Source organism: Rubrivivax gelatinosus IL144 (assembly GCF_000284255.1).
Lineage (GTDB): Bacteria > Pseudomonadota > Gammaproteobacteria > Burkholderiales > Burkholderiaceae_C > Rubrivivax > Rubrivivax gelatinosus_A.
The window spans coordinates 3,521,668-3,547,386 of the sequence record NC_017075.1 but is presented as its reverse complement, the minus strand read 5'-3'; the positions used below and the strand labels follow the sequence as shown (position 1 = coordinate 3,547,386).

22 protein-coding genes and 1 other RNA gene are annotated in these 25,719 nt (G+C 69.5%); 12 read left to right on the top strand and 11 right to left on the bottom strand.

Annotated elements, in window-relative coordinates:
• Positions 1 to 20 precede the first annotated feature (20 nt).
• The 3 genes from ftsH to glmM all read left to right on the top strand — a co-directional run bounded on the left by ftsH (position 21) and on the right by glmM (position 4,254).
• A complete protein-coding gene (ftsH, locus tag RGE_RS16180) occupies positions 21 to 1,928 on the top strand; it encodes an ATP-dependent zinc metalloprotease FtsH (RefSeq protein WP_014429523.1) in 1,908 nt (635 codons plus the stop codon).
• A 71-nt stretch (positions 1,929 to 1,999) separates the two neighbouring features.
• Positions 2,000 to 2,857: a dihydropteroate synthase gene (folP, locus tag RGE_RS16175; RefSeq protein ID WP_014429522.1), complete on the top strand. Its 858-nt coding sequence runs from the start codon at positions 2,000 to 2,002 to the stop codon at positions 2,855 to 2,857.
• A gap of 62 nt (positions 2,858 to 2,919) precedes the next feature.
• Positions 2,920 to 4,254, top strand: coding sequence for a phosphoglucosamine mutase (gene glmM / locus RGE_RS16170; protein ID WP_014429521.1), 1,335 nt, complete (start codon positions 2,920 to 2,922; stop codon positions 4,252 to 4,254).
• Positions 4,255 to 4,331: 77 nt separating this feature from the next.
• On the opposite strand, the gene RGE_RS16165 is transcribed toward glmM, so the two are convergent.
• On the bottom strand, positions 4,332 to 4,823 hold the full coding sequence (locus RGE_RS16165; RefSeq protein ID WP_014429520.1) for a fasciclin domain-containing protein: 492 nt from the start codon (positions 4,821 to 4,823) through the stop codon (positions 4,332 to 4,334).
• Positions 4,824 to 5,020: 197 nt separating this feature from the next.
• Here RGE_RS16165 and pstS point away from each other — a divergent pair, with 197 nt between their 5' ends.
• The 7 genes from pstS to phoR all read left to right on the top strand — a co-directional run bounded on the left by pstS (position 5,021) and on the right by phoR (position 11,613).
• On the top strand, positions 5,021 to 6,061 hold the full coding sequence (gene pstS / locus RGE_RS16160) for a phosphate ABC transporter substrate-binding protein PstS (RefSeq protein ID WP_014429519.1): 1,041 nt from the start codon (positions 5,021 to 5,023) through the stop codon (positions 6,059 to 6,061).
• Positions 6,062 to 6,149: 88 nt separating this feature from the next.
• Positions 6,150 to 7,127 (top strand): phosphate ABC transporter permease PstC, encoded by a 978-nt coding sequence (gene pstC / locus RGE_RS16155; RefSeq protein WP_014429518.1) that lies wholly within the window; start codon positions 6,150 to 6,152, stop codon positions 7,125 to 7,127.
• Positions 7,124 to 7,993 (top strand): phosphate ABC transporter permease PstA, encoded by an 870-nt coding sequence (gene pstA, locus RGE_RS16150; RefSeq protein WP_014429517.1) that lies wholly within the window; start codon positions 7,124 to 7,126, stop codon positions 7,991 to 7,993. The genes pstC and pstA overlap by 4 nt, the downstream gene beginning before the upstream one ends.
• Before the next feature lie 11 nt (positions 7,994 to 8,004).
• Positions 8,005 to 8,790 carry a phosphate ABC transporter ATP-binding protein PstB gene (pstB, locus tag RGE_RS16145; RefSeq protein WP_043784190.1) on the top strand — a complete coding sequence of 262 codons (786 nt, stop codon included), beginning with the start codon at positions 8,005 to 8,007 and terminating at the stop codon, positions 8,788 to 8,790.
• Positions 8,791 to 8,815: 25 nt separating this feature from the next.
• Positions 8,816 to 9,523, top strand: coding sequence for a phosphate signaling complex protein PhoU (gene phoU, locus RGE_RS16140; protein WP_014429515.1), 708 nt, complete (start codon positions 8,816 to 8,818; stop codon positions 9,521 to 9,523).
• Positions 9,524 to 9,539: 16 nt separating this feature from the next.
• Positions 9,540 to 10,253 (top strand): phosphate regulon transcriptional regulator PhoB, encoded by a 714-nt coding sequence (gene phoB / locus RGE_RS16135; protein WP_014429514.1) that lies wholly within the window; start codon positions 9,540 to 9,542, stop codon positions 10,251 to 10,253.
• 7 nt (positions 10,254 to 10,260) lie between these two features.
• Entirely contained in the window at positions 10,261 to 11,613 is a 1,353-nt protein-coding gene (phoR, locus tag RGE_RS16130; protein ID WP_014429513.1) for a phosphate regulon sensor histidine kinase PhoR, read from the top strand.
• On the opposite strand, the gene RGE_RS16125 is transcribed toward phoR, so the two are convergent.
• From RGE_RS16125 to trxA, 4 genes are all read right to left on the bottom strand, one after another.
• The gene (locus RGE_RS16125; protein WP_014429512.1) at positions 11,562 to 13,262 is read right to left on the bottom strand and encodes a hypothetical protein; all 1,701 of its coding nucleotides are present in this window, start codon (positions 13,260 to 13,262) and stop codon (positions 11,562 to 11,564) included. The genes phoR and RGE_RS16125 overlap by 52 nt on opposite strands.
• A 97-nt stretch (positions 13,263 to 13,359) precedes the next feature.
• The gene (locus tag RGE_RS16120; RefSeq protein WP_014429511.1) at positions 13,360 to 13,620 is read right to left on the bottom strand and encodes a type B 50S ribosomal protein L31; all 261 of its coding nucleotides are present in this window, start codon (positions 13,618 to 13,620) and stop codon (positions 13,360 to 13,362) included.
• A 151-nt stretch (positions 13,621 to 13,771) separates the two neighbouring features.
• A complete protein-coding gene (gene rho / locus RGE_RS16115; RefSeq protein ID WP_014429510.1) occupies positions 13,772 to 15,037 on the bottom strand; it encodes a transcription termination factor Rho in 1,266 nt (421 codons plus the stop codon).
• 193 nt (positions 15,038 to 15,230) lie between these two features.
• Complete coding sequence (gene trxA, locus RGE_RS16110; protein ID WP_014429509.1) at positions 15,231 to 15,560, bottom strand: thioredoxin TrxA; 330 nt, start codon at positions 15,558 to 15,560, stop codon at positions 15,231 to 15,233.
• Between the two features lie 225 nt (positions 15,561 to 15,785).
• On the opposite strand from trxA, the gene RGE_RS16105 reads away from it, so the two are divergent.
• Both RGE_RS16105 and RGE_RS16100 read left to right on the top strand, forming a co-directional pair.
• Complete coding sequence (locus RGE_RS16105; protein ID WP_148280211.1) at positions 15,786 to 17,534, top strand: serine/threonine protein kinase; 1,749 nt, start codon at positions 15,786 to 15,788, stop codon at positions 17,532 to 17,534.
• Complete coding sequence (locus RGE_RS16100) at positions 17,531 to 19,909, top strand: serine/threonine protein kinase (RefSeq protein ID WP_014429506.1); 2,379 nt, start codon at positions 17,531 to 17,533, stop codon at positions 19,907 to 19,909. Before RGE_RS16105 ends, RGE_RS16100 begins: the two co-directional genes overlap by 4 nt.
• A gap of 33 nt (positions 19,910 to 19,942) precedes the next feature.
• Here RGE_RS16100 and RGE_RS16095 read toward each other — a convergent pair whose 3' ends face one another.
• From RGE_RS16095 to RGE_RS16075, 6 genes are all read right to left on the bottom strand, one after another.
• Entirely contained in the window at positions 19,943 to 21,235 is a 1,293-nt protein-coding gene (locus RGE_RS16095) for a metallophosphoesterase (RefSeq protein ID WP_014429505.1), read from the bottom strand.
• A gap of 292 nt (positions 21,236 to 21,527) precedes the next feature.
• Complete coding sequence (locus tag RGE_RS16090; protein WP_014429504.1) at positions 21,528 to 22,814, bottom strand: GHKL domain-containing protein; 1,287 nt, start codon at positions 22,812 to 22,814, stop codon at positions 21,528 to 21,530.
• Positions 22,811 to 23,539, bottom strand: coding sequence for a LytR/AlgR family response regulator transcription factor (locus tag RGE_RS16085; protein ID WP_014429503.1), 729 nt, complete (start codon positions 23,537 to 23,539; stop codon positions 22,811 to 22,813). Before RGE_RS16085 ends, RGE_RS16090 begins: the two co-directional genes overlap by 4 nt.
• A gap of 121 nt (positions 23,540 to 23,660) precedes the next feature.
• Positions 23,661 to 24,197, bottom strand: coding sequence for a porin family protein (locus RGE_RS16080; protein ID WP_014429502.1), 537 nt, complete (start codon positions 24,195 to 24,197; stop codon positions 23,661 to 23,663).
• Between the two features lie 214 nt (positions 24,198 to 24,411).
• Positions 24,412 to 24,509: signal recognition particle sRNA small type (gene ffs, locus RGE_RS23445), an RNA gene on the bottom strand.
• Positions 24,510 to 24,578: 69 nt separating this feature from the next.
• Positions 24,579 to 25,694: an AIR synthase-related protein gene (locus RGE_RS16075; RefSeq protein WP_014429501.1), complete on the bottom strand. Its 1,116-nt coding sequence runs from the start codon at positions 25,692 to 25,694 to the stop codon at positions 24,579 to 24,581.
• Positions 25,695 to 25,719 lie beyond the last annotated feature (25 nt).

Here is a 25,719-nt window from a genome sequence, read left to right as displayed (position 1 = left end):
GAACTGGAGAAGGAGCCGCGGTGAACAATCAGTGGTTTTCCAAGGTCGCTGTCTGGCTGGTGATCGCCCTCGTGCTCTTCACCGTCTTCAAGCAGTTCGACAGAGGTGCGACGGCGGGTAACCAGATCGGCTACTCCGACTTCCTCGAGGAGGTCCGCAGCAAGCGCATCAAGTCGGTCACGCTGCAGGAGAACCCCGGCGGTGGCACCGAGATCATCGCGACGACGACGGACGACAAGCGCCTGCGCAGCACGGCGACCTACCTCGACCGTGGCCTCGTCGGCGACCTGATCAACAACGGCATCAAGTTCGACGTCAAGCCGCGCGAGGAGCCCTCGGTGCTGATGAGCATCCTCGTCAGCTGGGGCCCGATGCTGCTGCTGATCGGCGTCTGGGTGTACTTCATGCGCCAGATGCAGGGCGGCGGCAAGGGCGGCGCCTTCAGCTTCGGCAAGAGCAAGGCGCGCATGCTCGACGAGGCCAACAACTCGACCACCTTCGCCGACGTCGCCGGTTGCGACGAGGCCAAGGAGGAGGTCAAGGAACTCGTCGACTTCCTGAAGGACCCGCAGAAGTTCCAGAAGCTGGGCGGCCGCATCCCGCGCGGCGTGCTGCTGGTCGGCCCTCCGGGCACCGGCAAGACGCTGCTGGCCAAGGCCATCGCCGGCGAGGCCAAGGTGCCGTTCTTCAGCATCTCGGGTTCCGACTTCGTCGAGATGTTCGTCGGCGTCGGCGCGGCGCGTGTGCGCGACATGTTCGAGCAGGCGAAGAAGAGCGCGCCCTGCATCATCTTCATCGACGAAATCGACGCCGTCGGCCGCCACCGCGGTGCCGGCCTGGGCGGCGGCAACGACGAGCGCGAGCAGACGCTCAACCAGATGCTCGTCGAGATGGACGGCTTCGAGACCAACCTCGGCGTCATCGTGATGGCGGCCACCAACCGGCCCGACATCCTCGACCCGGCGCTGCTGCGTCCGGGCCGCTTCGACCGCCAGGTCTACGTGACGCTGCCCGACGTGCGCGGCCGCGAGCAGATCCTGAACGTGCACATGCGCAAGGTGCCGGTCGGTCAGGACATCCGCGCCGACATCCTGGCACGCGGCACGCCGGGCTTCTCGGGTGCCGATCTGGCCAACCTCGTCAACGAGGCTGCCCTGTTCGCCGCTCGCCGCAACGGCCGCGTCGTCGAGATGGTCGATTTCGAGCGCGCCAAGGACAAGATCATGATGGGCCCCGAGCGCAAGTCCATGGTCATGCCCGAGGAAGAGCGCAAGAACACGGCCTACCACGAGGCCGGCCACGCGCTAGTGGCGCGCCTGCTGCCCAAGACCGACCCGGTGCACAAGGTGACGATCATCCCGCGCGGCCGTGCGCTGGGCGTGACGATGCAGCTGCCCGAAGGCGACCGCTACAGCATGGACAAGGAGCGCATGCTGTCGACGATCTCGGTGCTGTTCGGCGGCCGCATCGCCGAAGAGGTGTTCATGAACCAGATGACCACCGGCGCCAGCAACGACTTCGAGCGTGCGACCCAGATCGCCCGCGACATGGTCACGCGCTATGGCATGACCGACGAGCTGGGCCCGATGGTCTATGCCGAGAACGAGGGCGAGGTCTTCCTCGGCCGCTCGGTGACGAAGACGACGACGATGTCCGAGGAGACCATGCGCAAGGTCGACGAGGTCATCCGCCGCATCATCGACGAACGCTACGTCGTCGCGCGCAAGCTGATCGAGGACCACAAGGACAAGATGCACTCGATGGCGCAAGCGCTGCTCGAGTGGGAGACGATCGACAGCGAGCAGATCGACGACATCATGTCCGGCAAGCCGCCGCGGCCGCCCAAGGACTGGACGCCGTCGGCCAACAAGAGCGGTGGCGGCAACACGCCGCCGGCGCGTCCGGACGGCACGCCGGCCACGGTCTGACGACCGGCATCGCATCACGCGCGGGGCTTCGGCCCCGCGTTTTCGTTGGTGGCCCTGAAACCGAGGTTCCGATGAACGACCGCCCCGCTGCCGTCTGGCAGACCGCCCGTTTCCGCATCGACCTGTCGCGTCCGCAGGTCATGGGCATCGTCAACGTCACGCCCGACTCGTTCTCCGACGGCGGCCGCTACGCCGAGCTCGACGCCGCCAAGGCGCGCTGCGAGCGGCTGCTGGAAGAGGGCGTCGACATCCTGGACATCGGCGGCGAGTCGACACGCCCGGGCTCGCGCACGCCCGAGCTCGCCGAGGAGACGGCGCGTGTGCTGCCGCTGGTGCGCCACGCGGTGACGCTGGGTGTGCCGGTGTCGGTGGACACCAGCACGCCGGAGCTGATGCGCGCCGTGCTCGACGCCGGTGCCGACATCGTCAACGACGTGCGCTCGCTCGCCCGGCCCGGCGCCGTCGACGCGCTGGCCGCGCATACGACGGCCGGCGTCTGCCTGATGCACATGCGCGGCGAGCCCGGCACGATGCAGGCCCTGACCGAGTACGGCGACGTCGTCGCCGAGGTCGCCGCCTTCCTGCGCGAGCGGGTCGCCGTGCTCGAAGCCGCCGGCGTCGCGCGCGAGCGCATCACGCTAGACCCGGGCATCGGTTTCGCCAAGACCTCCGAGCAGAACCTCGAGCTGATGGCGCGCCAGCACGAGTTGCTTGCCGAAGGCCTGCCGCTGCTGCTGGGCTGGTCGCGCAAGTCGACGCTGGGCAAGGTCACCGGCCGTCCGGTCGACGAGCGCCTGGTCGCCAGCGTCGCGGCGGCGCTGATGGCCGTCGAACGCGGTGCGCGCATCGTGCGCGTGCACGACGTCGGCGCCACCGTCGACGCGCTCAAGCTCTGGGCGGCGGTCGCCGCTTCCCGCCCGTCCGTCTGAGGCGGCTCAACTCCACGGTCTCGGGGGCGCCGGACGGCGCCGCCAAACGCGACAATCCCTCCATGAGCAGAAACCACTTCGGCACCGACGGCATCCGTGGCACCGTCGGCCGCGCCCCGATCACGCCGGACTTCATGCTGCGGCTGGGCCACGCCGTCGGCCGCGTGCTGCGCCGCAGCAGCGCCCGCCCGACCGTGCTGGTCGGCAAGGACACACGCATCTCGGGCTACATGATCGAGTCGGCGCTCGAAGCCGGCTTCGCCTCGGCAGGCGTCGACGTGCTGCTGAGCGGCCCGCTGCCGACGCCGGGCGTCGCCTACCTGACGCGCGCGCTGCGGCTGGACCTGGGTGTCGTCATCAGCGCCTCGCACAACCCGTTCGCCGACAACGGCGTCAAGTTCTTCTCCGCTGCCGGCGAGAAGCTGCCCGACGAATGGGAGCGCGACGTCGAGGCGGTGCTGGAGGAGCCGGCGCAGTGGGTCGACTCCGCGGGCCTGGGCAAGGCCCGCCGCCTCGCTGACGCCAGTGGCCGCTACATCGAGTTCTGCAAGAGCACGGTGCCGCACAACCTGTCGCTGCGCGGCCTGAAGATCGTCGTCGACGCCGCCCACGGCGCCGCCTACCACGTCGCGCCGGACGTCTTCCACGAGCTCGGCGCCACGGTGGTGAAGATCGGCTGCGAGCCCGACGGCCTGAACATCAACGCCGGTGTCGGCGCGACGGCGCCGAAGGCGCTGGTGGCGGCGGTGGCCCAGCACCGCGCCGACTACGGCATCGCGCTCGACGGCGACGCCGACCGCTTGCTGATCGTCGACGCCGAGGGTCGGCTCTACAACGGCGACGAGCTGCTGTACGTGCTGGCCCACGACCGCCTGGCCCAGGGCCGGCCGGTGCCGGGCGTCGTCGGCACGCTGATGACCAACATCGCCGTCGAGCAGGCGCTGCAGCGCCGCGGCGTGCAGATGGTGCGTGCCAAGGTCGGCGACCGCTACGTGCTCGAGGAGCTGGTGGCGCGCGGCTGGCAGCTCGGCGGCGAAGGCTCGGGTCATCTGCTGGCGCTGGACCGCCACACCACCGGCGACGGCATCGTCAGCGCGCTGCAGGTGCTGCAGGCGGTGCGCCGCGCCGGCCAGCCGCTGGCCGCGCTGCTCGAAGGCGTGCAGCTCTTCCCGCAGACGCTGCTCAACGTGCGCCTGCCCGACGGCAGCGACTGGACGCGCAACACCGCGCTGCAGGATGCGCGCGAGACCGTCGAGCGCGAACTGGGCGACGGCGGCCGGGTGCTGATCCGCGCGTCGGGCACCGAGCCGGTGCTGCGCGTGATGGTCGAGGCCCGCGACGGCGAACTCGGCCGCCGCTGCGCCGAGCGCCTGGCGGCGGCCGCCGCGCGCGGCTGAAAACGCCGACGAGCCGCGGGCCGGGAGGCCGGGCGGCTCGTCTTCACGCCAAAGGCCGCCGCGAGCGGCCTTTTCAATTACTTCTTCGGCGGCATCAGCACGCGGTCGACGACGTGGATCACGCCGTTGGTCGCCGGCACGTCGGCCTTCTGCACCAGCGCGTCGTCGACGGTGACGAAGTCGCCGGCGTGCGACACCGCGACCTTGGCGCCTTGCAGCGTCGCGACCTGGCCGTCCTTGACGTCGGCCGACGCGACCTTGCCTTGCAGCACGTGGTAGCCGAGCACCGACTTCAGCAGCTCCTTGTTGCCTTCCAGTTCGGCCATCGTCTTGGCAGGCACGGCCTTGAAGGCTTCGTTGCTGGGCGCGAAGACGGTGTACGGACCGGCGGCGCGCAGCGTGTCGGCCATGCCGGCTTCCTGGATCAGGCGGTTCAGCGTCGACAGTTCGGGCGTGCGCGCGGCCGTGTCGGCGATCGACGCCGGGGCCGGCGTCGTCGCGCAGCCGGCGAGCCAGGCCGCGGCCGTGACGGCCAGGGCGCCGAGGAAGAGGCGGGGAGTGCGGGTCATCTAAGGGTCTCCGGTCTGAAGGGAAATCGTCGGGCGCAAGGCTAGGCAGCGTTCGTGACGTTCCCGTGACCGCGGCATGACGGCTGTGCGTCGATGACAGCCGGGCCCCGGGGTGTCACATGGCCGTCACGAAGGCTTTCTAGAGTGCAACCCGAAGCACGAGGACCCCTTCGTTCATCCACCCCAAGGTGCATTCGATGACTTTGAATCTCTCCCGCGGTATCGCGCTGGCCGCCACGATGGCGCTCGGCAGCTCCCTGGCCTGGGCCCAGGACGTGACCGGTGCCGGCGCCTCTTTCCCCGCTCCCATCTATGCCAAGTGGGCCGATGCCTACAACAAGGCCAGCGGCGTGCGCATCAACTACCAGTCGGTCGGTTCGGGTGCCGGCCTGCGCCAGATCCGCGGCAAGACGGTCGACTTCGGCGCCAGCGACGCGCCGCTGACCGATGCCGAACTGGCCAAGGACGGCCTGATCCAGTTCCCGACGGTGATTGGCGGCGTCGTGCCGGTGGTCAACGTGCCGGGCATCAAGCCGGGCCAGCTCAAGCTCACCGGCCAGGTGCTGGGCGACATCTACCTGGGCAAGGTCCAGAAGTGGAACGACCCGGCGATCGCCGCGCTGAACCCGGGCGTCGCACTGCCCGACTCGAAGATCGCCCCGGTGCGCCGCGCCGACGGCTCCGGCACCAGCTTCTTGTTCACCAACTACCTGTCGAAGGTGAACGCCGAGTGGAAGGCCAAGGTCGGTGAAGGCACGGCCGTCAACTGGCCGACCGGCGCCGGCGGCAAGGGCAACGAAGGCGTCTCGGCCTTCGTGCAGCGCCTGCCGAACTCGATCGGCTACGTCGAGTACGCCTACGCCAAGCAGAACAAGATGGCCTACGTGCTGCTGAAGAACCATGCCGGCAACTTCGTCGCGCCGGACGACAGTGCCTTCAAGGCCGCCGCCGCCGGTGCCGAGTGGGCCAAGAGCTTCTACCAGGTGCTGACCGAGCAGCCCGGCAAGGACAGCTGGCCGATCACCGGCGCCACCTTCATCATGATGCACAAGGCGCAGGACAAGCCGGCCAGCGCCTCGGCCTCGCTGAAGTTCTTCGACTGGGCCTACGGCAACGGCGACAAGATGGCCGAAGAGCTGGACTACGTGCCGCTGCCGGCCGCGGTCAAGGATCTGATCCGCAAGCAGTGGGCGGCTGAACTGAAGGACGGCGCCGGCAAGGCGATCGCCTTCAAGTAATCGGCCATCCGATCGACACGTCACCAGGGAACCGGAGCTCCTCTTGGCCGCTACACTCCCCGCGACCCCTTACGAGCAGGATCGCGACATGGCACGAGCGGCCCCGAAGGGCCAGCCGCCGCGCAAGCGGCGGGACGGTCCCTGGGCCGACGCGCTGTTCTCGGCGCTGGCCCACGGCGCCGCGCTTCTCACGCTGGCCCTGCTGGCCGGCATCATCATCTCGCTGCTGATCGGCGCCGCACCGGCGATCCACGAATTCGGCATCGGCTTCCTCTGGTCCAAGGACTGGGATCCGGTGCAGCAGAAGTTCGGCGGCCTGGTGATGATCTACGGCACGGTCGCGACCTCGCTGATCGCGCTGCTGATCGCGGTGCCGGTGAGCTTCGGCATCGCGCTGTTTCTCACCGAGCTGGCGCCCAAGTGGCTGAAGCGGCCGCTGGGCATCGCCATCGAGCTGCTCGCCGCGGTGCCGTCCATCGTCTACGGCATGTGGGGCCTGCTGGTCTTCGGCCCCATCCTTGCCAGCTTCGTGCAGGCGCCGCTGCAGACCGTGTTCGGCGAGGTGCCGGTGCTCGGCGCGCTGTTCAGCGGCCCGCCGGTGGGCATCGGCATCCTGTCGGCGGGGATCATCCTCGCGATCATGGTCATCCCCTTCATCGCCGCGACGATGCGCGACGTCTTCGACGTCACGCCGCCGATGTTGAAGGAATCGGCCTACGGCCTCGGCGCGACGACCTGGGAGGTCGTCTGGAAGGTCGTGCTGCCCTACACCAAGACCGGTGTCGTCGGCGGCATCATGCTCGGCCTGGGCCGCGCGCTCGGCGAGACGATGGCCGTCACCTTCGTCATCGGCAACTTCAACCAGCTCGACTCGCTGTCGCTGTTCGAAGCCGCCAACAGCATCACCTCGGCGCTGGCCAACGAGTTCGCCGAGGCCGAGGCCGGCCTGCACCAGGCCTCGCTGATCTATCTGGGCCTCGTGCTCTTCCTCATCACCTTCGTCGTCCTCGCGCTGTCGCGTCTGCTGCTGGTTCGCCTGCGCAAGGGCGAAGGGAGCCGCGCGTGAGCCTCACCGACTCCTTCGGCGCCGCCCGCCTGGCGATGCATTCGCGGCGCAAGCGCGTCAACGTCATCGCGCTGACGCTGGCCCTGGGCGCGATGGCCTTCGGCGTCTTCTGGCTGGTCTGGATCCTCGTCGAGACCGTGCGCCTGGGCTACGCCGGGCTGACGCTGCAGGTCTTCACCGCGTCGACGCCGCCGCCGCAGGCCGAGATCGGCGGCCTGGCCAACGCCATCGTCGGCTCGCTGGTGATGGTCGGCCTGGCGACCTTCGTCGGCACGCCGATCGGCGTGCTCGCCGGCATCTACCTCGCCGAATACGGCCAGCGCACCTGGCTGGGCCGCACCACCGAGTTCATCAACGACATCCTGCTGTCGGCGCCGTCGATCGTCGTCGGCCTGTTCGTCTACTCGGCGGTGGTGGCACACACGAAGAGCTTCTCCGCCTTCGCCGGCGTGCTGGCGCTGGCGCTGATCGTCATCCCGGTCGTCGTCCGTACGACGGCGACGATGCTCGGCCTGATCCCGAACTCGCTGCGCGAGGCGGCCTACGCGCTGGGCACGCCGAAGTGGAAGGTCATCTCGGCGGTGACGCTCAAGGCCTCGCTGGCCGGCGTCATCACCGGCGTGCTGCTGGCGCTGGCGCGCATCTCGGGCGAGACCGCGCCGCTGCTGTTCACCGCGCTGTCCAACCAGTTCTTCACGCTGGACATCAGCCAGCCGATGGCCAGCCTGCCGGTGACGATCTTCAAGTTCGCGATGAGCCCCTACGAGAACTGGCAGAAGCTCGCGTGGGCCGGCGTCTTCCTCATCACGCTGGGCGTGCTCGGGCTGAACATCCTCGCCCGCGTGCTGTTCCGCAACAAGCAATAAGGCGACTCGCGATGGATCGTCCCGTGGACATTCCGACGACCGAGAAGGTCAAGATCTCGGTCCGAGACCTGAACTTCTATTACGGCAGCTTCCATGCGTTGAAGCGCATCAACCTCGACATCCCCGAGCGCAAGGTCACGGCCTTCATCGGCCCGTCGGGCTGCGGCAAGAGCACGCTGCTGCGCACCTTCAACCGCATGTTCGAGCTCTACCCGGAGCAGCGCGCCGAAGGCGAGATCCTGCTCGACGGCGAGAACATCCTGAACAGCCGCACCGACGTCTCGCTGATCCGGGCCAAGGTCGGCATGGTCTTCCAGAAGCCGACGCCGTTCCCGATGTCGATCTACGACAACATCGCCTTCGGCGTGCGGCTGTTCGAGTCGCTGCCGCGCGTCGAGATGGACGAGCGTGTCGAGTGGGCGCTGAAGAAGGCGGCGCTGTGGAACGAGGTCAAGGACAAGCTGGGCCAGAGCGGCGCGGGCCTGTCCGGCGGCCAGCAGCAGCGCCTGTGCATCGCGCGCGGCATCGCCATCAAGCCCGAGGTGCTGCTGCTCGACGAACCCTGCTCGGCGCTGGATCCGATCTCCACCGGCAAGATCGAGGAGCTGATCCACGAGCTCAAGAGCGACTACACGGTGCTGATCGTCACCCACAACATGCAGCAGGCGGCGCGCTGCTCCGACTACACCGCCTACATGTACCTGGGCGACCTGGTCGAGTTCGGCGCCACGACCGACATCTTCATGAAGCCGAAGAAGAAGGACACCGAGGACTACATCACCGGCCGCTTCGGTTGATGCCCTTCGCGTCGAGGACCCACCCATGACCGACAAACACCTTTCGACGCAATTCGACGCCGAGCTGAGCGGCATCTCCAACCGCGTGCTGGAGATGGGCGGCCTCGTCGAGGCCCAGGTTGCGCAGGCGCTGTACGCGCTGACCCAGTTCAGCGGCGAGACCGCCTCGCAAGTGCTGCAGCAGGAGGAGCGCGTCAACCAGTTCGAGGTCGAGATCGACCGCGACCTGTCGGCCATCATCGCCCGCCGCCAGCCCACCGCGCGCGACCTGCGCCTGCTGATCGCCGTCAGCCGCACGATCGGCAACCTCGAGCGCGTCGGCGACGAGGCGGCACGCATCGCGCGCACCGTGCAGCGCCTGATCAACACCGGCGTCTCCAGCCGCCTGCGCCTGCCGGTGGCCGACCTGGACTTCGAGGCCAACCTGGCGCTGGCCCAGCTGCGCAAGGCGCTCGACGCCTTCGCCCGGCTGGACACCGCGCGTGCGCTCGAGGTGCTCAAGCAGGACGACCAGATCGACCAGGAGTTCGACGGCCTGCTGCGCAAGCTGATCACCTACATGATGGAAGACCCGCGCACGATCTCCTCGAGCATCGACCTGGTCTTCGTCGCCAAGGCCATCGAGCGGGTGGGCGACCACGCCAAGAACCTCGCCGAGGCCATCATCTACGTCGTCAAGGGCACGGACGTGCGGCACGCCTCGGTCGAGGCGGTCGAGAACGTCGTGCGCTGAGGAAACAGGAGGCACGATGAGCCATGTCCTCGTCGTCGAAGACGAGTCGGCGATCGCCGAACTCATCTCGATCAACCTGCGCCACGCCGGCTACGAGGTGACGATCGCCGCCACGGCCGACCAGGCCCAGGCCGCCGTCGACCGCGTGCTGCCCGATCTGGTGCTGGTCGACTGGATGCTGCCCGGCCAGAGCGGCCTGCAGCTCGCGCGCCGCTGGCGTGGCGAGGCGCGCACGCGCGAGATCCCGATCATCATGCTGACGGCGCGCAACGAGGAGGCCGACAAGATCGCCGGCCTCGACGCCGGCGCCGACGACTACCTGACCAAGCCGTTCTCGCCGAAGGAACTGCTGGCGCGCATGCGCGCCGTGCTGCGCCGCAAGGCGCCCGAGGCGCTGGACAGCCCGGTCGAGGTCGCCGGGCTCAAGCTTGACCCGGCGACGCGCCGCGTCACGCGCCGCGTCGACGACGAGCTGCGCGAAGTGAAGATGGGGCCCACCGAGTTCCGCCTGCTGCACTTCCTGATGACGCACCCCGAGCGCGTGCACAGCCGCGCCCAGCTGCTCGACCGCGTCTGGGGCGACCATGTGTTCATCGAGGAACGCACGGTCGACGTGCACGTCAAGCGCCTGCGCGAGGCGCTGGCGCCGGTGCAGTGCTCGGCGCTGATCGAGACCGTGCGCGGCGCCGGCTACCGCATGACGCAGCAACTGGGCAGCGTCGCCGCCTGATCCCCTCATGGGTGCACTGCTGTCGCGCGCCATCTGGGCGATGCTGGCCGGCGCGCTCGGCGCGCTGGTCGGCGACGTCGTCGGCCGCTCCGTCGGCCAGCCCGGCATCGGCGCGCCGCTGGGCGCCGCCTTCTTCGCCGCGCTGGCGGCCGCCGTCGAAGGCTGGCGCGCGCGCCGGCTGTTGAACTGGCTGCGTGGCGACCAGACGCGTGGCGCGCCGCGCGACACCGGCTTCTGGGGCGAACTCGGCTACCGCGTGGAGCGGGGCTTTCGCCAGCGCGAGACGCAGATCGAACGCGAGCGCCAGCGCCTGGAGCAGTTCCTGTCGGCCATCGAGGCTTCGCCCAACGGCGTCATGATGCTCGACGCCAGCGGCCAGATCGAGTGGTGCAACTCGGAGGCCGCCGACCACTTCGGCCTGGACCCGGTGCGCGACCGTCGCCAGCGCGTGACCAACCTCGTGCGCCAGCCGGCTTTCGTGCAGTTCCTGCAGGTCGGCGACTTCAGCCAGCCGCTGATGCTGGTCGACCCGCTGGGCCGGCGCAGCTTCTCGGTCATCGTGCGCGAGTACGGCGAAGGCCTGCGCCTGGTGCTGTCGCTGGACGTCACCGAGCGCGAGCGCGCCGACGCGATGCGCCGCGACTTCGTCGCCAACGTCTCGCACGAGATCCGCACGCCGCTGACGGTGCTCGCCGGCTTCGTCGAGACCATGGCCTCGCTGCCGCTGACGCCGGTCGAGCGCGAGCGTGTGCTCAAACTGATGGAGCAGCAGACCAACCGCATGCAGGCGCTGGTCGCCGACCTGCTGACGCTGGCGCAGCTCGAAGGCAGCCCGCGGCCGCCGCCGGACCGCTGGTGGCCGGTGGCGACGCTGCTGCGCCGCGCCGAAGCCGACGGCCGCGCGCTGTCGGCCGGGCGCCACGAGATCAGCGCCGCCGGGGGCGAGGACTGCGAGATCGCCGGCAGCGACACCGAACTGCTCAGCGCCATCGGCAACCTCGTCGGCAACGCCGTGCGCTACACGCCCGAAGGCGGGCGCATCGACCTGCGTTTCCGTACCCGCGACGACGGCAGCGCCGAGATCGAGGTCGCCGACACCGGCGTCGGCATCGCGCGCGAGCACCTGCCGCGGCTGACCGAACGTTTCTACCGCGTCGACAGCAGCCGCTCGCGCGAGACCGGCGGCACCGGGCTGGGGCTGTCGATCGTCAAGCACGTCGTGCAGCGCCACGGCGGCGAGATCGACGTCGCCAGCGAGCCCGGCCGGGGCTCGCGTTTCCGCCTCGTGTTCCCGGCGGCGCGGCTGCGTCAGCGCGCCGCGGCCTCGGGCGCTTCGACGGCGGCCGCCGGCGCGGCCTGACGGCGGTAGAGCGCGAAGCGCTCGCCGCGGTCCTGCATGCGCTGCAGCGTCGCCACGTGCACCCAGCCCGGCGGCGCCGGCGGCGGCTTCACGCCGCGCACCCGGTACAGCAGGTTGTCGCAGCGGCCGTTCACGGCATCGGGGCTGGCGTCGATCTGGTAGCGGCCGAAGACCTCGAGCGCCGCCACCGCGACCGACGGTGCGCCCGGCGCGGCGATGCAGCCGCCGCTGGCGACATAGGCGCGCAGATGTTCGACTTCAGGGCGCGAGCTGCGCGCGTAGTCCAGCGGCGCGCGCCACAGCGTCATCAGCAGCAGCCAGCACAGCGCGACGCCGCCGGCCGGGATCACCATGCTCTTCCACAGCGCCTCGCGGTGGCGCCCGGTGCGCCAGCGCAGCAGCCATAACCAGGCCAGCGTGCCGGCCAGCGCGAAGGCCAGTTCCACCGGCTCGAAGCGCACGACGTAGCCCGGCACCAGGCGCAGCGCGTTGGCCGCCGGCTTGGCCGGCACCCCGGTCTGCATCGCGACGTAGAAGAACCAGATCGCGATCGCGCCGAAGGTGAAGAAGAACATCGAGAACCAGTCGATCGCCGCCGAACTGGTGCGCTTGAGCGTCGGCAGCGCGAACGCCGCCAGCACCGCCAGCCCGGGGATGGCGAGCATCAGCAGGCGCTCGTTCATGTTTGTCGCGATCGCCCCGACCATCGCCACGACGACGGTCACCAGCGGCACCGAGATGTGCCGGTGCGTCAGATGGCGGCGCCACTGCCACAGCGTCCACAGCACCAGCGGCCAGGCCGGCCACAGGAACCAGGCCCACTGGCGCGCCAGCGTCACGGCGTCGTCGGCGTCGGGCCAGGAGGCGCGCCACTGCCAGGCGCCCAGCCAGGCGGCCAGCGCCGCCGAGGCCAGCGTCGCCGCGGCCACCCAGGGCGCGAAGCGGCGCACCGTGTCGTAGGCCGAGCGCATGCAGACCAGCACGCCGCCCAGGCCGATGCCCAGCGCCGTGGCCGGCGCGCCGCTGCCGGCCAGCACCAGCAGTGCGGCGACGATGGCCACGCGCGGCTGCCAGCGGCGAAACGGCGCGATCGCCAGCGCCAGCATGAACAGGCCCACGCCGACCAGCTGGCCGAGTTCGGGCGTCGTCTCGTGGCCCAGCTGCAGCAGGCCCAGCGTCGCGATCAGCGCCAGCAGCGCGCCGTCGGCGATCGCTCGCGCGTAGTCCACGGGGTCGGCCTCGCCGCCGAAGGCGAAGGCCACCGGCTGCGCGGCCTGGGTGCGCGCGAGGTAGTAGGTCGTGTACCAGACCAGCACCATCGCCAGCGCCAGCAGCAGCGCGAACGGGACGCGCGCGGCGAAGGCGCCGTCGCCGAACAGCGGGCCCAGCCACTGGATCGCCAGCGCGCCCAGCCAGTGCGGCAGCAGCGCGGCGTCGGCCGGCACCCCGCCCAGCGTCGGCGACAGCCAGGACGTCCGGCCTTCGGCGATCGCCGACATCAGCCCGTAGGCGACGAGGTCGGCGTTGCGCCAGGGGTCGCGGTGGAAGACGCCGGGCAGCACGTACGCGGCACAGAACACCAGCAGCGCCAGCCGCGGCAGGGAGCGCGCGCCGCGCTGGGTGACGAGGGCGGGATTGGGACTGCTCACCGGAGGACGATGATGCGTGAAGACGGCGGAAAAAAGAAAAGGCAGCCGAGGCTGCCTTGTCCAGCGGGGGCCGCGCGCGGGCCCCGGCGGGCACGCCTCACTTCTTGAGGCCGACCCGCGCGAACTTGTTGCGGAACTTCTCGACGCGGCCGCCCAGGTTGTCCACGCTCTTTTGCGTACCGGTGTAGAACGGGTGCGTCTCGCTCGTGGTTTCGAGCTTCACCAGCGGCAGCTCGCGGCCATCGTCCAGCTTGATCGTTTCCTTGGTCTGAACGCACGAACGCGTCACGAACTTGAAGCCGTTGGACAGGTCCTGGAAGCAGACCTCGCGGTAGTTCGGGTGGATGCCTTCTTTCATGGTGCCTCTCGAGTGCAGGTGTGGCAGCCACGCCGAAACGTCGGCGCACTTGCCCGGTGGCGGAAAAACCGCTGATTCTAGCGTGAAACGGGGCCCCGTAGGGCCCCGTGTGCGCGCATCGAGTGCGCGCAAGGCGTGATCGACCGCGGAATCACCCGCCGCGTCGCATCATGTCGAAGAAGTCCAGGTTGTTCTTCGTCGCCTTCATCTTGTCGAGGATGAACTCCATCGCCTCGATCTCGTCCATCGGATAGAGCAGCTTGCGCAGGATCCAGGTCTTTTGCAGGATCTCCGGCTTGAGCAGCAACTCCTCGCGGCGGGTGCCCGACTTGTTGATCAGGATCGACGGGTAGACGCGCTTCTCGGCCATGCGGCGATCCAGGTGGATCTCGCAGTTGCCGGTGCCCTTGAACTCTTCGTAGATCACCTCGTCCATGCGGCTGCCGGTGTCGATCAGCGCGGTGCCGATGATCGTCAGCGAGCCGCCTTCCTCGACGTTGCGCGCGGCGCCGAAGAAGCGCTTCGGGCGCTGCAGCGCGTTGGCGTCGACGCCGCCGGTCAGCACCTTGCCCGACGAGGGCAGGACGTTGTTGTAGGCGCGGGCCAGGCGGGTGATCGAGTCGAGCAGGATCACGACGTCCTTCTTCAGCTCGACCAGGCGCTTGGCGCGCTCGATCACCATCTCGGCGACCTGCACGTGGCGCGCGGCGGGCTCGTCGAAGGTCGAGCTGATGACCTCGCCGCGCACGGTGCGCAGCATCTCGGTCACTTCCTCGGGTCGCTCGTCGACGAGCAGCACGATCAGGTGCACCTCGGGGTGGTTGGCGACGATCGCGTGCGCCAGGTGCTGCATCATCACCGTCTTGCCGGTCTTGGGCTGGGCGACGAGCAGCGCGCGCTGGCCTTTGCCGATCGGGGCGATGAGGTCGATGATGCGGCCGGTGATGTTCTCCTCGGCCTTGAGGTTGTCGCGCTCGAGCTTGAACTGCTCTTTCGGGAAGAGCGGCGTCAAGTTCTCGAACATGATCTTGTGCTTGCTCTCCTCCGGGGTCACGCCGTTCACACGGTCGACCTTCACGAGGGCGAAGTAGCGCTCGCCGTCCTTGGGCACCCGCACTTCGCCTTCGACCATGTCGCCGGTGTGCAGGTTGAAGCGGCGGATCTGGCTCGGCGACAGGTAGATGTCGTCGGTCGAAGCCATGTAGCTGGCTTCGATCGAGCGCAGGAAGCCGAAGCCGTCGGGCAGGACTTCGAGCACGCCGTCGCCGAAGACCTGTTCACCGGCCTTCGCGCGCTTTTTCATGATCGCGAACATCAGCTCCTGCTTGCGCAGGCGGGCGACGTTCTCGATTTCCAGCGCTTCGCCCATCTTGATGAGCTCGGAGACGTGCTGCGCTTTCAGTTCGGACAGATGCATGGGTCGAGACCCTGGTCACGCCGGGCCAGCGCCCGTCAAGGGTGCCCGCCGAGGCGTAGAGAGAGGCTGTGGGAGGGGAGCCTGGTCCGCGTGCCGCTGCCTGTTCGTGTGCCGGCGAGGAGGCCGGCGGGCAGCGGGGCGGGGGCGTACCGTCGGCGCCGCGAGCGTGATGCTCAGGCGCCGATCGGCCGCATTATAGATGGCTGTCGATGAAGGCCGACAGTTGTGCCTTGGAAAGCGCGCCGACCTTGGTCGCGGCGAGCTGGCCGCCCTTGAAGATCATCAGCGTCGGGATGCCGCGGATGCCGAACTTGGCCGGCACTTCGCGGTTCTCGTCGACGTTCATCTTGGCGATCTGCAGACGGCCGTCGTAGGCCGGCGCGAGTTCGTCGAGCACCGGCGCGATCATCTTGCAGGGGCCGCACCACTCGGCCCAGTAGTCGACGAGGACGGGCTTGTCGGCCTGCAGGACGTCGCTTTGGAACGACGCGTCGGTCACGTGCTTGATCAGTTCGCTGCTCATGGGGGTGAACTCCGGGCGCCGCGGTCGCCGTCACGGGCGGGCGCAGGATGGGTCGGTAAACCGGGAAGGGTACGCGAATGCGTCGGGCGGATTCTTGCACAAAGGGCCTGTTCGGCTGATTGGGCTGCGGCTATCACCGCGATAGCGCCGGGCGCGCGAACTGCAACCGAAAACGACGCCAGATCGGGGTTTCGGCATGTGCCCCGCCGGTTTCCAATCTGGACCATGTCCAACCCCGTAACCGCCACGGAGGCTGCGCCGCGTTCCGCTGCGGTGCGCCACTTCGGCGCCTATCAGCTGCTGCGGCTCGTCGGCAAGAGCGAGCGCACGATGGCCTGGCTGGTGGCCGACGCGCGCGCCGGCCGCGACCTGCTGCTCGTGCTGCCGCGCGTGCAGCCGGCCGAGCTCGCCGCGCTCGAGCGCTGGACCGAGACCGTGCAGCGCGCCGCGCGGCTGCAGCACCCGAACCTCGCCGTCGCCGTGGACATCGGCGTGCAGGACGGCTGGCCCTACGTCGCCTACGACCTGGACGACGCCGCGCCGCTGGCCGAGCGGGTCGGCTCGCAAGGCCTGGCGCCGCCCGAGTGCGCCGGGATCTTCGTGCAGCTGCTCGCCGGCCTCGCGTTCGCGCACCAGTCCGGCGTCGCGCACCAGGACCTGCAAGGTTTCGTCGTGCTCGTCGACGACCACGGCCGGCTGCGTCTGGCCGGCCTGGAAGTCGCCACGCCGCAGGGCGAGGCGCCGTCGCTGGCCGCGCAGCGGGCTGCCGCGCAGCGCGACGTGATGGCTGCCGGCCTGCTGCTGCACCACGCGCTGGCCGGCCAGCACGCGCTGGACGAGCCCGACACCGGGCGCGTCGTCGAGCGCATGCCGCCGCTGGGCCGCGAGATCGTGCGCCTGCCCTGGGCGACGGCCCACCTCGTGCCCGAGCCGCTGCGCGCCATCGTCAACCGCGCCACCGACCGCCAGGAGCGCCAGCGCTACCGCAGCGCGCGCACGCTGGCACGTGCGCTCGAAGGCTGGATCCAGGCCGAGTCCGGCGGCAACGGCGCGCTGTCGCTGCTGTCCGACCGGCTGCGCGCCGCCGGCGTGCTGCCCGCCCAGCCCGGCGCCGCCGGGCGCCTGAACCGCCTGGGCGCGATGGAGCGCCAGCGCACCAACGAGATCGCCGAGGTCGCGCTGCAGGACCTGGCGCTGGCTTTCGAGCTGCTGCGCGCCGTCAACACCGCCCAGGTGCGCGGTGCACAGGTCTCGGGTAGCGGCCCGATCCTGACGCTGCGCCGCGCGATCGCGATGCTCGGCATCGACGGCGTGCGCCGCGCCGCCACCGCGCTGCGGCCCTGGCCCGGCCCCTTGTCCGAGGACGCCGCGGCCGAGCTGCTGCAGCTCATCGCGCGCGTCAAGCGTGCCGGTCGCGTGGCCGCGGCCTTGCGGCCCGCCGGCTACGACGCCGAGGTCGTGACCTTGCTCGCGATGCTGCAGAACCTCGGCCGCCTGGTGCTGCAGTACCACTTCCCCGACGAGGCGCAGCAGATCCGCCGCCTGATGCAGCCGGCCCCCGGCAGCGAGCGCGAAGACCCCGGCATGGGCGAGCAGGCCGCGTCCTTTGCCGTGCTCGGCATCGACGTCGAGGCGTTGGGACACGCCGTCGCGCGCCACTGGGGTCTGGACGACGGCGTGCTGCACATGATCCGCCGCCTGCCGCTGGAGACACCGGTGCGCCATGCCGACGGCGACACCGAGCTGCTGCGCCAGGTGGCCAGCGCCGGCAACGAGATCGTCGATGCCTATGCGACGACCGGCGCCGCGCCCGGGCCGGCGCTGCAGCGCATCGCGCAGCGCTACGGCCGCGCGCTGGGCCTGTCGGTCAAGGAGCTGCAGGAGGCCGTCGCGGCCTCGATGCGGCCCGCCGGCGCCGCCGAGCCCGCGGAGCGCCGCGCCAGCGTCGCCGGAGCCTCGGGAGCGATGTCGTGAGCCTGGGTGCCGGCGGCCAGGTCGGCCGCTTCGAACTGCGCCGCGAACTCGGTCGCGGTGCCCAGGCCAGCGTCTGGCTGGCGCACGACCCGCGGTTGGACCGCGACGTCGCGCTCAAGCTGCTCAACGACAGCGTCGGCAGCTCCGACGTCGACGCCTGGCTGCACGAGGCGCGCAGCGTCGCCCGGCTGACGCATCCGAACGTCGTCCCGGTCTTCGAGGCCGACCGCCACGGCGGCCAGCCCTATTTCGTCTTCGAGTACGTGCCCGGGCGCACGCTGGCCGAGACGCTGCGCGAGCGCGGTGCGCTGCCGGCGCGCGAGGCGGTGACGCTGATGCTGGGCATCCTGGACGCGCTGGCCGCCGCCCACGCCCAGGGCATCGTGCACCGCGACCTGAAGCCGTCCAACGTGCTGCTCGGTGCCGACGGCCGGCCGCGCGTGATGGACTTCGGCATCGCCACCCGCGTCGACGCCGGCAGCGCCCACCGCGGCGTCATCGTCGGCACGCCCGGCTACCTGTCGCCCGAGGCGGCGCGCGGCGAGCCGCCGACGCCGGCGCTGGACGTGTTCTCCGCCGGCGTCGTGCTCGGCGAGATGCTGGGCGGCACCCGGCTGCTGCCCGAGCGCGACGTGCGCCGCGCGATCGAGCGCGTGCAGCGCGAAGACCTGGCGATCCCGGCCGAGGCCACCGTCGAGGAGACGCTGCGCACCGTCGTGCAGCGGGCGCTGGCGCGCGACGCCAGCCTGCGCTACCCCTCGGTGCAGGAGCTGCACGCGGCGCTGACGCGCTGGCTCGACCCCGAGGTCGAGGCCGAGCCGGCCGCGCCCGCCGGCCACGGCACGCTGGACTTCCTGCTGCGCCGCATGCGCCACAAGGGCGACTTCCCGGCGCTGTCGGAGTCGGTGGTGCGCATCCAGCGGGTCGCCACCTCCGAGACCGAGAGCCTGAACCGCCTGTCCTCGGAGATCCTGAAGGACGTCGCGCTGACCAACAAGCTGCTGCGCGTCGTCAACACGGCGCACTTCAGCTCCGCCGGTGGCGCCGTCAGCACGGTCTCGCGTGCCGTCGCGCTGGTCGGCTTCGCCACCGTGCGCGACATGGCGCTGTCGCTGGTGCTGCTGGAGCACATGCGCGACAAGGCGCACGCCAACCAGCTGAAGGAAGAGTTCCTGCGCGCGCTGATGGCCGGCACGCTGGCCGACGAGCTGAGCGCGGGCTCGCGCGACGGCGAGGAGACCTTTCTCGGCTCGATGTTCCAGAACCTCGGCCGCCTGCTGACCGAGTACTACTTCCCCGAGGAGGCCGAGCAGATCCGCGGCCTGCTCGACGGCCCCGACGCGCCGGCCGCGGCGCACGAGGCCGCCGCCGCGCGCGTGCTCGGCATCGGCTTCGAGGAGCTGGGCATCGGCATCGCGCGCTCCTGGGGCCTGCCCGACACGCTGCTGCGCACGATGCGTTCGCCGACCGGCGACGCGCCCGGGCGTGCCGTCGAACGCGGCGTCGAGCGCCAGCGCTGGGTGGGGCGGCTGGGCAACGAGATGGCCGACGCGATGCTGTTCCTCGAGCCCGAGGCGCTGCCCGAGCGCCTGGCCGAACTGGGCGCGCGCTACGCGCCGACGCTGGGCGTCGCGCCGCGCGAGATCGCCAAGGCCGCCGAAGCGGCGCGCCAGCGCCTGGCCGAGCTGGCGCCGGCGATGGGCGTGCAGACCGCGCGCGGCGCCCGCGTGCGCCGCCTGCTGCATGCGCAGACGCCCGCCGCCGAGGTCGACACGCTGACCGCGCTGCAGCTCGACAACCAGACCGTGGCCGTCGCCCAGGACACCAACGGCCGCATCGCGCCGCCGCCGCCGGCGATGGCCGACGTGCTCGCCGCCGGCATCCAGGACATCACGAACTCGATGGTGGCCGACGACTTCCGGCTCAACGAGGTGCTGCGCATGGTGCTGGAGACGATGTACCGCGCGCTGGAGTTCCGCCGCGTCGTCTTCTGCCTGCGCGACCCGAAGACCGAGACGCTGACCGGCCGCTTCGGCCTGGGCGACGGGGTCGAGGCCGTCAGCCGCGCCTTCCGCGTGCCGCTGAAGCCCACCGGCGCGCCGGACCTGTTCGCCGCCGTCTGCGCCAAGGGCATGGACACGCTGATCGCCGACGCCACCGCGGCGAACATCGTCGCCCGGCTGCCGGCCTGGTATCGCGAGCAGGTGGCCGCGCCGTCGTTCCTGCTGCTGCCGATGACGCTGAAGAGCGCCACCTTCGCGCTGATCTACGCCGACAAGGCCCAGCCCGGCACGCCGGGGCTGGGCGAGAAGGAGCTGTCGCTGCTGCGCACGCTGCGCAACCAGGCGGTGATGGCCTTCCGCCAGCGCAGCTGAGGGCGCCGCCGCTGCGGGCGGCGCCGTCGTCGGCTAGGCGCCCTGGCTGACCTTGTGGGTGATGTCGTTGGCCATGCCTTCGCCGATGAAGGTGTAGACCGCGCCCGTCGTGCCGGCGCCGGTGGTGAGCACGGCAAAGGTCCGGGGCGCGTCCTCGTAGTCGACGTTGTCGTCGATCCAGGTGCCCGAGTTGAGGTAGCGCTTGCCGTTGCCCAGGCTGCGGTACGAAGGCACGTGGGTGTGGCCGAAGACGACGACGTCGACGTTCTCGTCCGGGTTCTCGAGATACTGCGCCCGCGCCTGGGTATAGAAGGACTCGTAGTCGCCGGTCACCGCGGTGGCGAAGCTGCTGGGCACTTTCACCCGGTTGAGCGCCTGGCGATCGGCCCAGGTGCGCTGGATGTTGCGGAACAGCACCGGCGCGCTGATCGTGCCGTCGGCCTGCTGCGTCGGATAGAAGTCCAGGTAGCTGTAGCTGTCGTTGAAGCCGCAGATGTGCATGTCGAAGATCTTGTCCTCGAGGCCCTCGTAGGGCGTCATGCGCGTGGAGATCTTCTTCAGGACCGAGTGATAGAGGTAGGCCCCGTACTGGTCCACGTTCGACGGGTCGGGAACGTTGGTCACCGGCGGCAGGTTCTTCGGCACGCTCGGCTTGCCTTCCAGCACCCAGGTCGCGGCGTAACGGGCATAGAAATAGCCGGCGGGCAGGAAGCTGTCGCCGTTGCCGCAGAGCGCGGCATTGGTCAGCGTGTCCGGTGCCGAGAACAGGTCGTAGCGATGGCCGTGCTCGATGACGATCTCTTTGCGGTCGCCGGTGTAGTAGGCGCCCAGCCCGCGGACGTCGCGCACCTGCACCAGGCCCGGAATGGCCGCCTGCAGGACCTCGGCTTCGAGCGTCAGGTCGTGGTTGCCCGGCACGTAGACCAGCTTGATGCCGCGCGAGACGACGCGGTTGAGTTCCTGGAAGACCTCCAGGTTGTTCGCGATGACGCCCCGGTAGAACTGGGCCTGGTCGGTGTAGACGGGGTAGTGGACCGGCAGGAACCACTCGTCGAGGAAGTCGCCGGCGATGACCAGTTCGCGCACGTCGCTGGTGTTGCGCAGGCATTGCAGGAACTTGATCAGCAGCGGCCGGTTGGCCAGCGTCTCGGTATACCGGTCGTCGATGCCCAGGTGCAGGTCGCTGATGACGACGATCTTGTTGCGGTTGCCGTTGGCGGCCCACAGCGGCGCGGCGTCGGGTGCGGGGTCCGAGCCGTCGCCCCCGCAGCCGGAGAGATTCAGTGTCGCGAAACAGGCGCCGGCGCCGGCGCCCAGGGTTCTCATGAAGTTTCTGCGGGAGATGGACATTCGGGCCTCCGACAACTGGCTTGTCGTCTTGTAAAGATTTGCTCCGAATGCTATCTCCCGACGTCATCGAATTTTACATTGCACTCAATCGCCGCGTTTTTGCGCTCGGAAACGTCGGAGTGTCGTCCGGCGGATGAGTTTCCGCGGCGGTGCTTATCTCGTCGCCTCGCCGCTGCCGAGTTTCTCCCCGGGAATAATTCGCGCCGCTCCCGCGGCTGGGTCCGCAAGTCGTGTCGATTTGCGCTGGGGCAAATCGCGGTGGCGCTCGCTAGATCAGCAGCCGCACCCGGAACGAACCGTTCTCGACGCGGTACATCAGCTCCGCGTCGTGCTTCTTGGCGAAGGCCGCGACGCTCTTGCTGCCGATGCCGTGCCCCTCGGCCTGCACGACCGGCTGGCCGTCCGCGTCGAGCGCGGTCTCGTCGCCGCAGGCGTTCTCCATCTCGAGCAGCAGCCGCCCGGCGTTGCGGCAGACGAAGCGCAGGGAGGGCTTCCGTCCTTCGGGCAGACGGGTGCAGGCCTGCACTGCGTTTTCCAGCAGGTTCGACACCACCATCGACAGTTCCAGCGCGTCGATCTTCAGCTCGGCCGGAACGTCCAGCGAGATCTCGGTGTGGATGCCGGCCTGCTGCGCGAGCCCGGCGTAATGGCTCACCGCCGCATTGAGCGCCGGGTTCTCGCAGTAGGTTCTGGCGACTCCGGGGCTGGCGCCGTCGTCGCGGCGCAGCAGGCTGGCCGCCTCGGCGGTCTGGCCACGTTCGAGCAGCCCGAGCAGGACGTGGTTGAAGTGCCGCCGGTCGTGCGCGGCGCGGCTGTTCTGCGTCGCCACCGTCTCCATCAACTGCAGCCGTGCGGCCATGCCGGTCGTCGCCAGCTGCAGGTATTCGCGCTCGGCCCCGATGACGAGGTTCTGTTCGCGCAAGCGGTACTGCCGGGTGAGCGTGCGCAGCGAGTGCACGATGGCGACGTAGATCGACAGGCCGAGCAGCGTCAGCGACAGCAGCGGCGAGTCGTGCGCCGTCAGCATCTGCTGGATGTCGCCGCCGAAGAAGTGGCCGAGAAAACACAGCAGCAGCGCCGACGCCGGCAGGATGTAGATGTGCCAGTAGTCGAGTACCTGGCGATACAGCCGCGAGACCCAGCGGCGGAAAGCCAGGATGACGGCCGTGAACAGGATCAGGCGCAGGAAGATGTTGCCGTAGTGCGGGTCGGGAAACAGCGGCCGGAGGTAATAACTGAGGAAGACGACGGCCGCGTAGATATTTATCATGGTGATGTAGCTGAAACACCACTGCATGACGCTGTCGGCAAATAACGGCTTCAGCGCGATGCCGATCACGAGCAGCATCGCGAGGTCGACGTAAAAGACCGAGGTATAGTCCTCGAGGCGATAGAAATAATAGTTCGCGCCGAGATTCGCCGCCAGGATGATGGCCGTCGCGGCGACGTAGATCCGTTTGTCGCGATACTTCGGCATGGCCATCGTGCACAGCAGAAGTATCAGCATGACGTCGCTGATGAACGCCCGCAGCAGGTCGGGGAAGTGTCCGCTCACGGCCGCGCCACCAGGTAATCGAGGTAGGCGTCGCGCACCGCCGCATAGCGTTTCTCGGCGATCGGCACCACCTTGCCGCTGCACAGCGTGAAGCTGTCCTTGCCGAAGCGCTCGACGTGCCGCATGTTGACGACGAAGGCGGCATGGCACTGCACGAAACGCGGCTCGTGCAAGGCCGGCGCGCAGTAGTCGGCGAAGCTCTCGCGGAAGCTGCGGCTGGTGATCTTCTCGCCGCCCCTCAGGTCGAAGACGGCGGCGTGCTTGTGGTATTCGCAGCAGGCGATGTCGGCCAGCCGGATCACGCGCAGGCCGTCGGCGGTCTTCACCGCGAAGGTTCTCTCGTCGTCGACGTCGGCCTTGGCGACCGCCAGCGCCAGCGTGTCGAATAGCTGCGTTTCGACGACCGGCTTGACGAGGTAAGCCAGCGGCTGCACGGCATAGGCGCGCAGCGCGAACTGCGGTTCGGTCGTCGTGTAGACGATCTGGGCCTCGCGGTCGAGGCGCCGGATCTCCTGGCCGAGTTCCAGGCCGCTGACCATCGGCATGACGATGTCCAGCAGGTAGAGATGGAAGTTCTTCGTCGCCATCGCGCCGAGCAAGGGGGCGGCGTCGGCGAAACCGGTGACTTCGGCGTCGATTCCCTGGTGGCTGAAGTATCGATCGGCCTGTGCGACGAGGCGCTGCAGGTCGTCCGGTTGGTCGTCGCAAATGGCGATGCGAATCATCGGTCAGTCGTTTCGGGTTCTGGCTATTATGCTGCACTGCGGCCCGCGTGCCGGTATTTGTCGATGGCCTCAGAAAAATGGCCCGCCGAGGCGGGCCATTGCTATCGATATGGATCTCTGATCAGAACTTGTAGCCGACGCCGAAGGTCAAGCCGTTCACCTTGAAGTCGTCCTTGTCGTAATAGCGCGTGTAATCGAGGGTGCCGTACATGGCCTTCGAGAAAGCGTAGTTCAGACCGATGCCGAACGAGACGTCGTGGTCGCTGTCGCTGTCGCTGCCGTAGCCTTCGCGAGTCGCCTTGAACTTGCTCTCGGCATAACCGACGCGGCCGAACAGTTGCAGGCTGTCGGTGACCTGGAGTTTCGGCTTGATGTACAGCCCGTAGGCGTGTTCCATCTTCAGCTTGACGCGCTCGAGGAAGAGCGCCTTGGTCCTGTCGTCGGTTACGCCGACGGCGAGCATCGCTTCGAGGGCGAGGTACGGGTGCAGCTCGTAACCGACGATGCCGCGCACGGCCCCGATGTCGAGGCCATTGGAGCCGACGTCGGCGTGCAGCAGTGAATAACCGATCTCGGCGTAAATCGGCGAGGCATTCGTTTGCGCTTGGGCGGCGCCGCAGGCCAGAACGGCGGCGGCGATCATTGCGATCTTCTTCATCGTTTCCCTGTCGGTTGGTCATCGCATGGCCGAATGGCATGCGGGCGACAGAATTGCCGATGCGTGCAATGACCGTCAACGCGGAGTCGGCGAATGCCGACATGCGGTTCAGCGCGGTTTGCGCCGGATCAGAGGCAATGGAGTTCGTGATGCCGGATCCGGTCGCGTTTGCCCGAAGGCTTGCCGGACGGCGTGGGGAAGAGGGGGAGGGGAGGGTGACGAGCCTTACCCCCGGCACTGGTTGCAACGCTTAGGGCTGCTTGGTTCCCCACCTGACCCGGTTGGGCGCGCTTCCATGCGGGGAGGCCCGTCACGGCGCATTCTAGCCGCAGTGCGCGGCGGGCCCGCCGGTGCCCAGGTGGCACCGCGGGCCATCGGCTCTCAGCGCAGCTGCAGCGCGTCGTCGCCCCACTCGATGCCCAGCGGCTCGACGACGAGGCGCTTGGGACCGGCTTCGACGCGGCCGGCGACGATGGCCTCGATGCCCTGGGCGCGCGCGATCTCGACGGTGCGCTCGGCGTCCGCGGCGGCGACGTAGAGCGCGAAGCCGGCGCCCATGTTCAGCGTGCCGTAGGCCTCGGCGTCGTCCTGGCCGGCGTGGCGCTGGATGAAGGCCAGCACCGGCGGCACCTTGGGCACCGCGGTGATGCGGTAGGTGAAGGTGCCCGGGTGGCGCAGCAGCTTGCGCCAGCCGTGGCCGGTGACGTTGGCGGCGTAGTGCACGCGCACGCCGGCGGCGGCCAGCGCCTCGGTGACCGGCGAATACAGCGTCGTCGGCGCGAGCAGCGCGTCGCCGTAGGCGAGGCCCGGCTCGACCTCGGTCAGGTAGCCCTCGGGCAGGCGCTCGACCAGCTTGCGCGCCAGGCTCAGGCCGTTGGCGTGGATGCCGCTGGAGGCCAGCAGCACGATCGCGTCGCCGGCGGCGAGCTCGTCGCCCAGCGACAGGCGCTGCTTCGGGTTGACGATGCCAGTGCACGAGGCGGCCAGGTCGATGCGGCCGCTCTCGACGATGCCGGCCAGCGCCGGCGTCTCGCCGCCGCCCCAGGCGACGCGGCAGGTGTCGCAGGCGGCCTTCCAGCCGGCCACCAGCGCCTGCGCGCGCTCGGCGTCGCCGAACCAGTCGCTGCCGCCGGCGGCCCAGTAGGCCTGCACGACCAGCGGCGTGGCGCCGACGGTGATCAGGTCGTTGACCGCCATCGCGATCGTGTCCTGCGCTATTGCCGAGTAGTAGCTGCGGCCGGTGAGCTTTTGCATCTCGTCGGCGACCAGGGCCTTGCTGCCCAGGCATTCGACGATGCTGGCGAGGTAGAACGGGCCGACGTCGACGACGTAGGCGGATTCGCCGCGCGAGGCCTTCACCTCGGTGAAGCCGTGGCCCGCGAGATGCGGGGCGGTGGCGGCGGCGGCGCGCTGCGCGGCCACTTTGAGCGGGTCGATCAGGTCGTAGACGACGCCGGACTGCTCGTAGCTCAGCGGAGTGTTGGCGGGTGCTTGCATGGGCCGGGATTATCGCCCCCCGCCC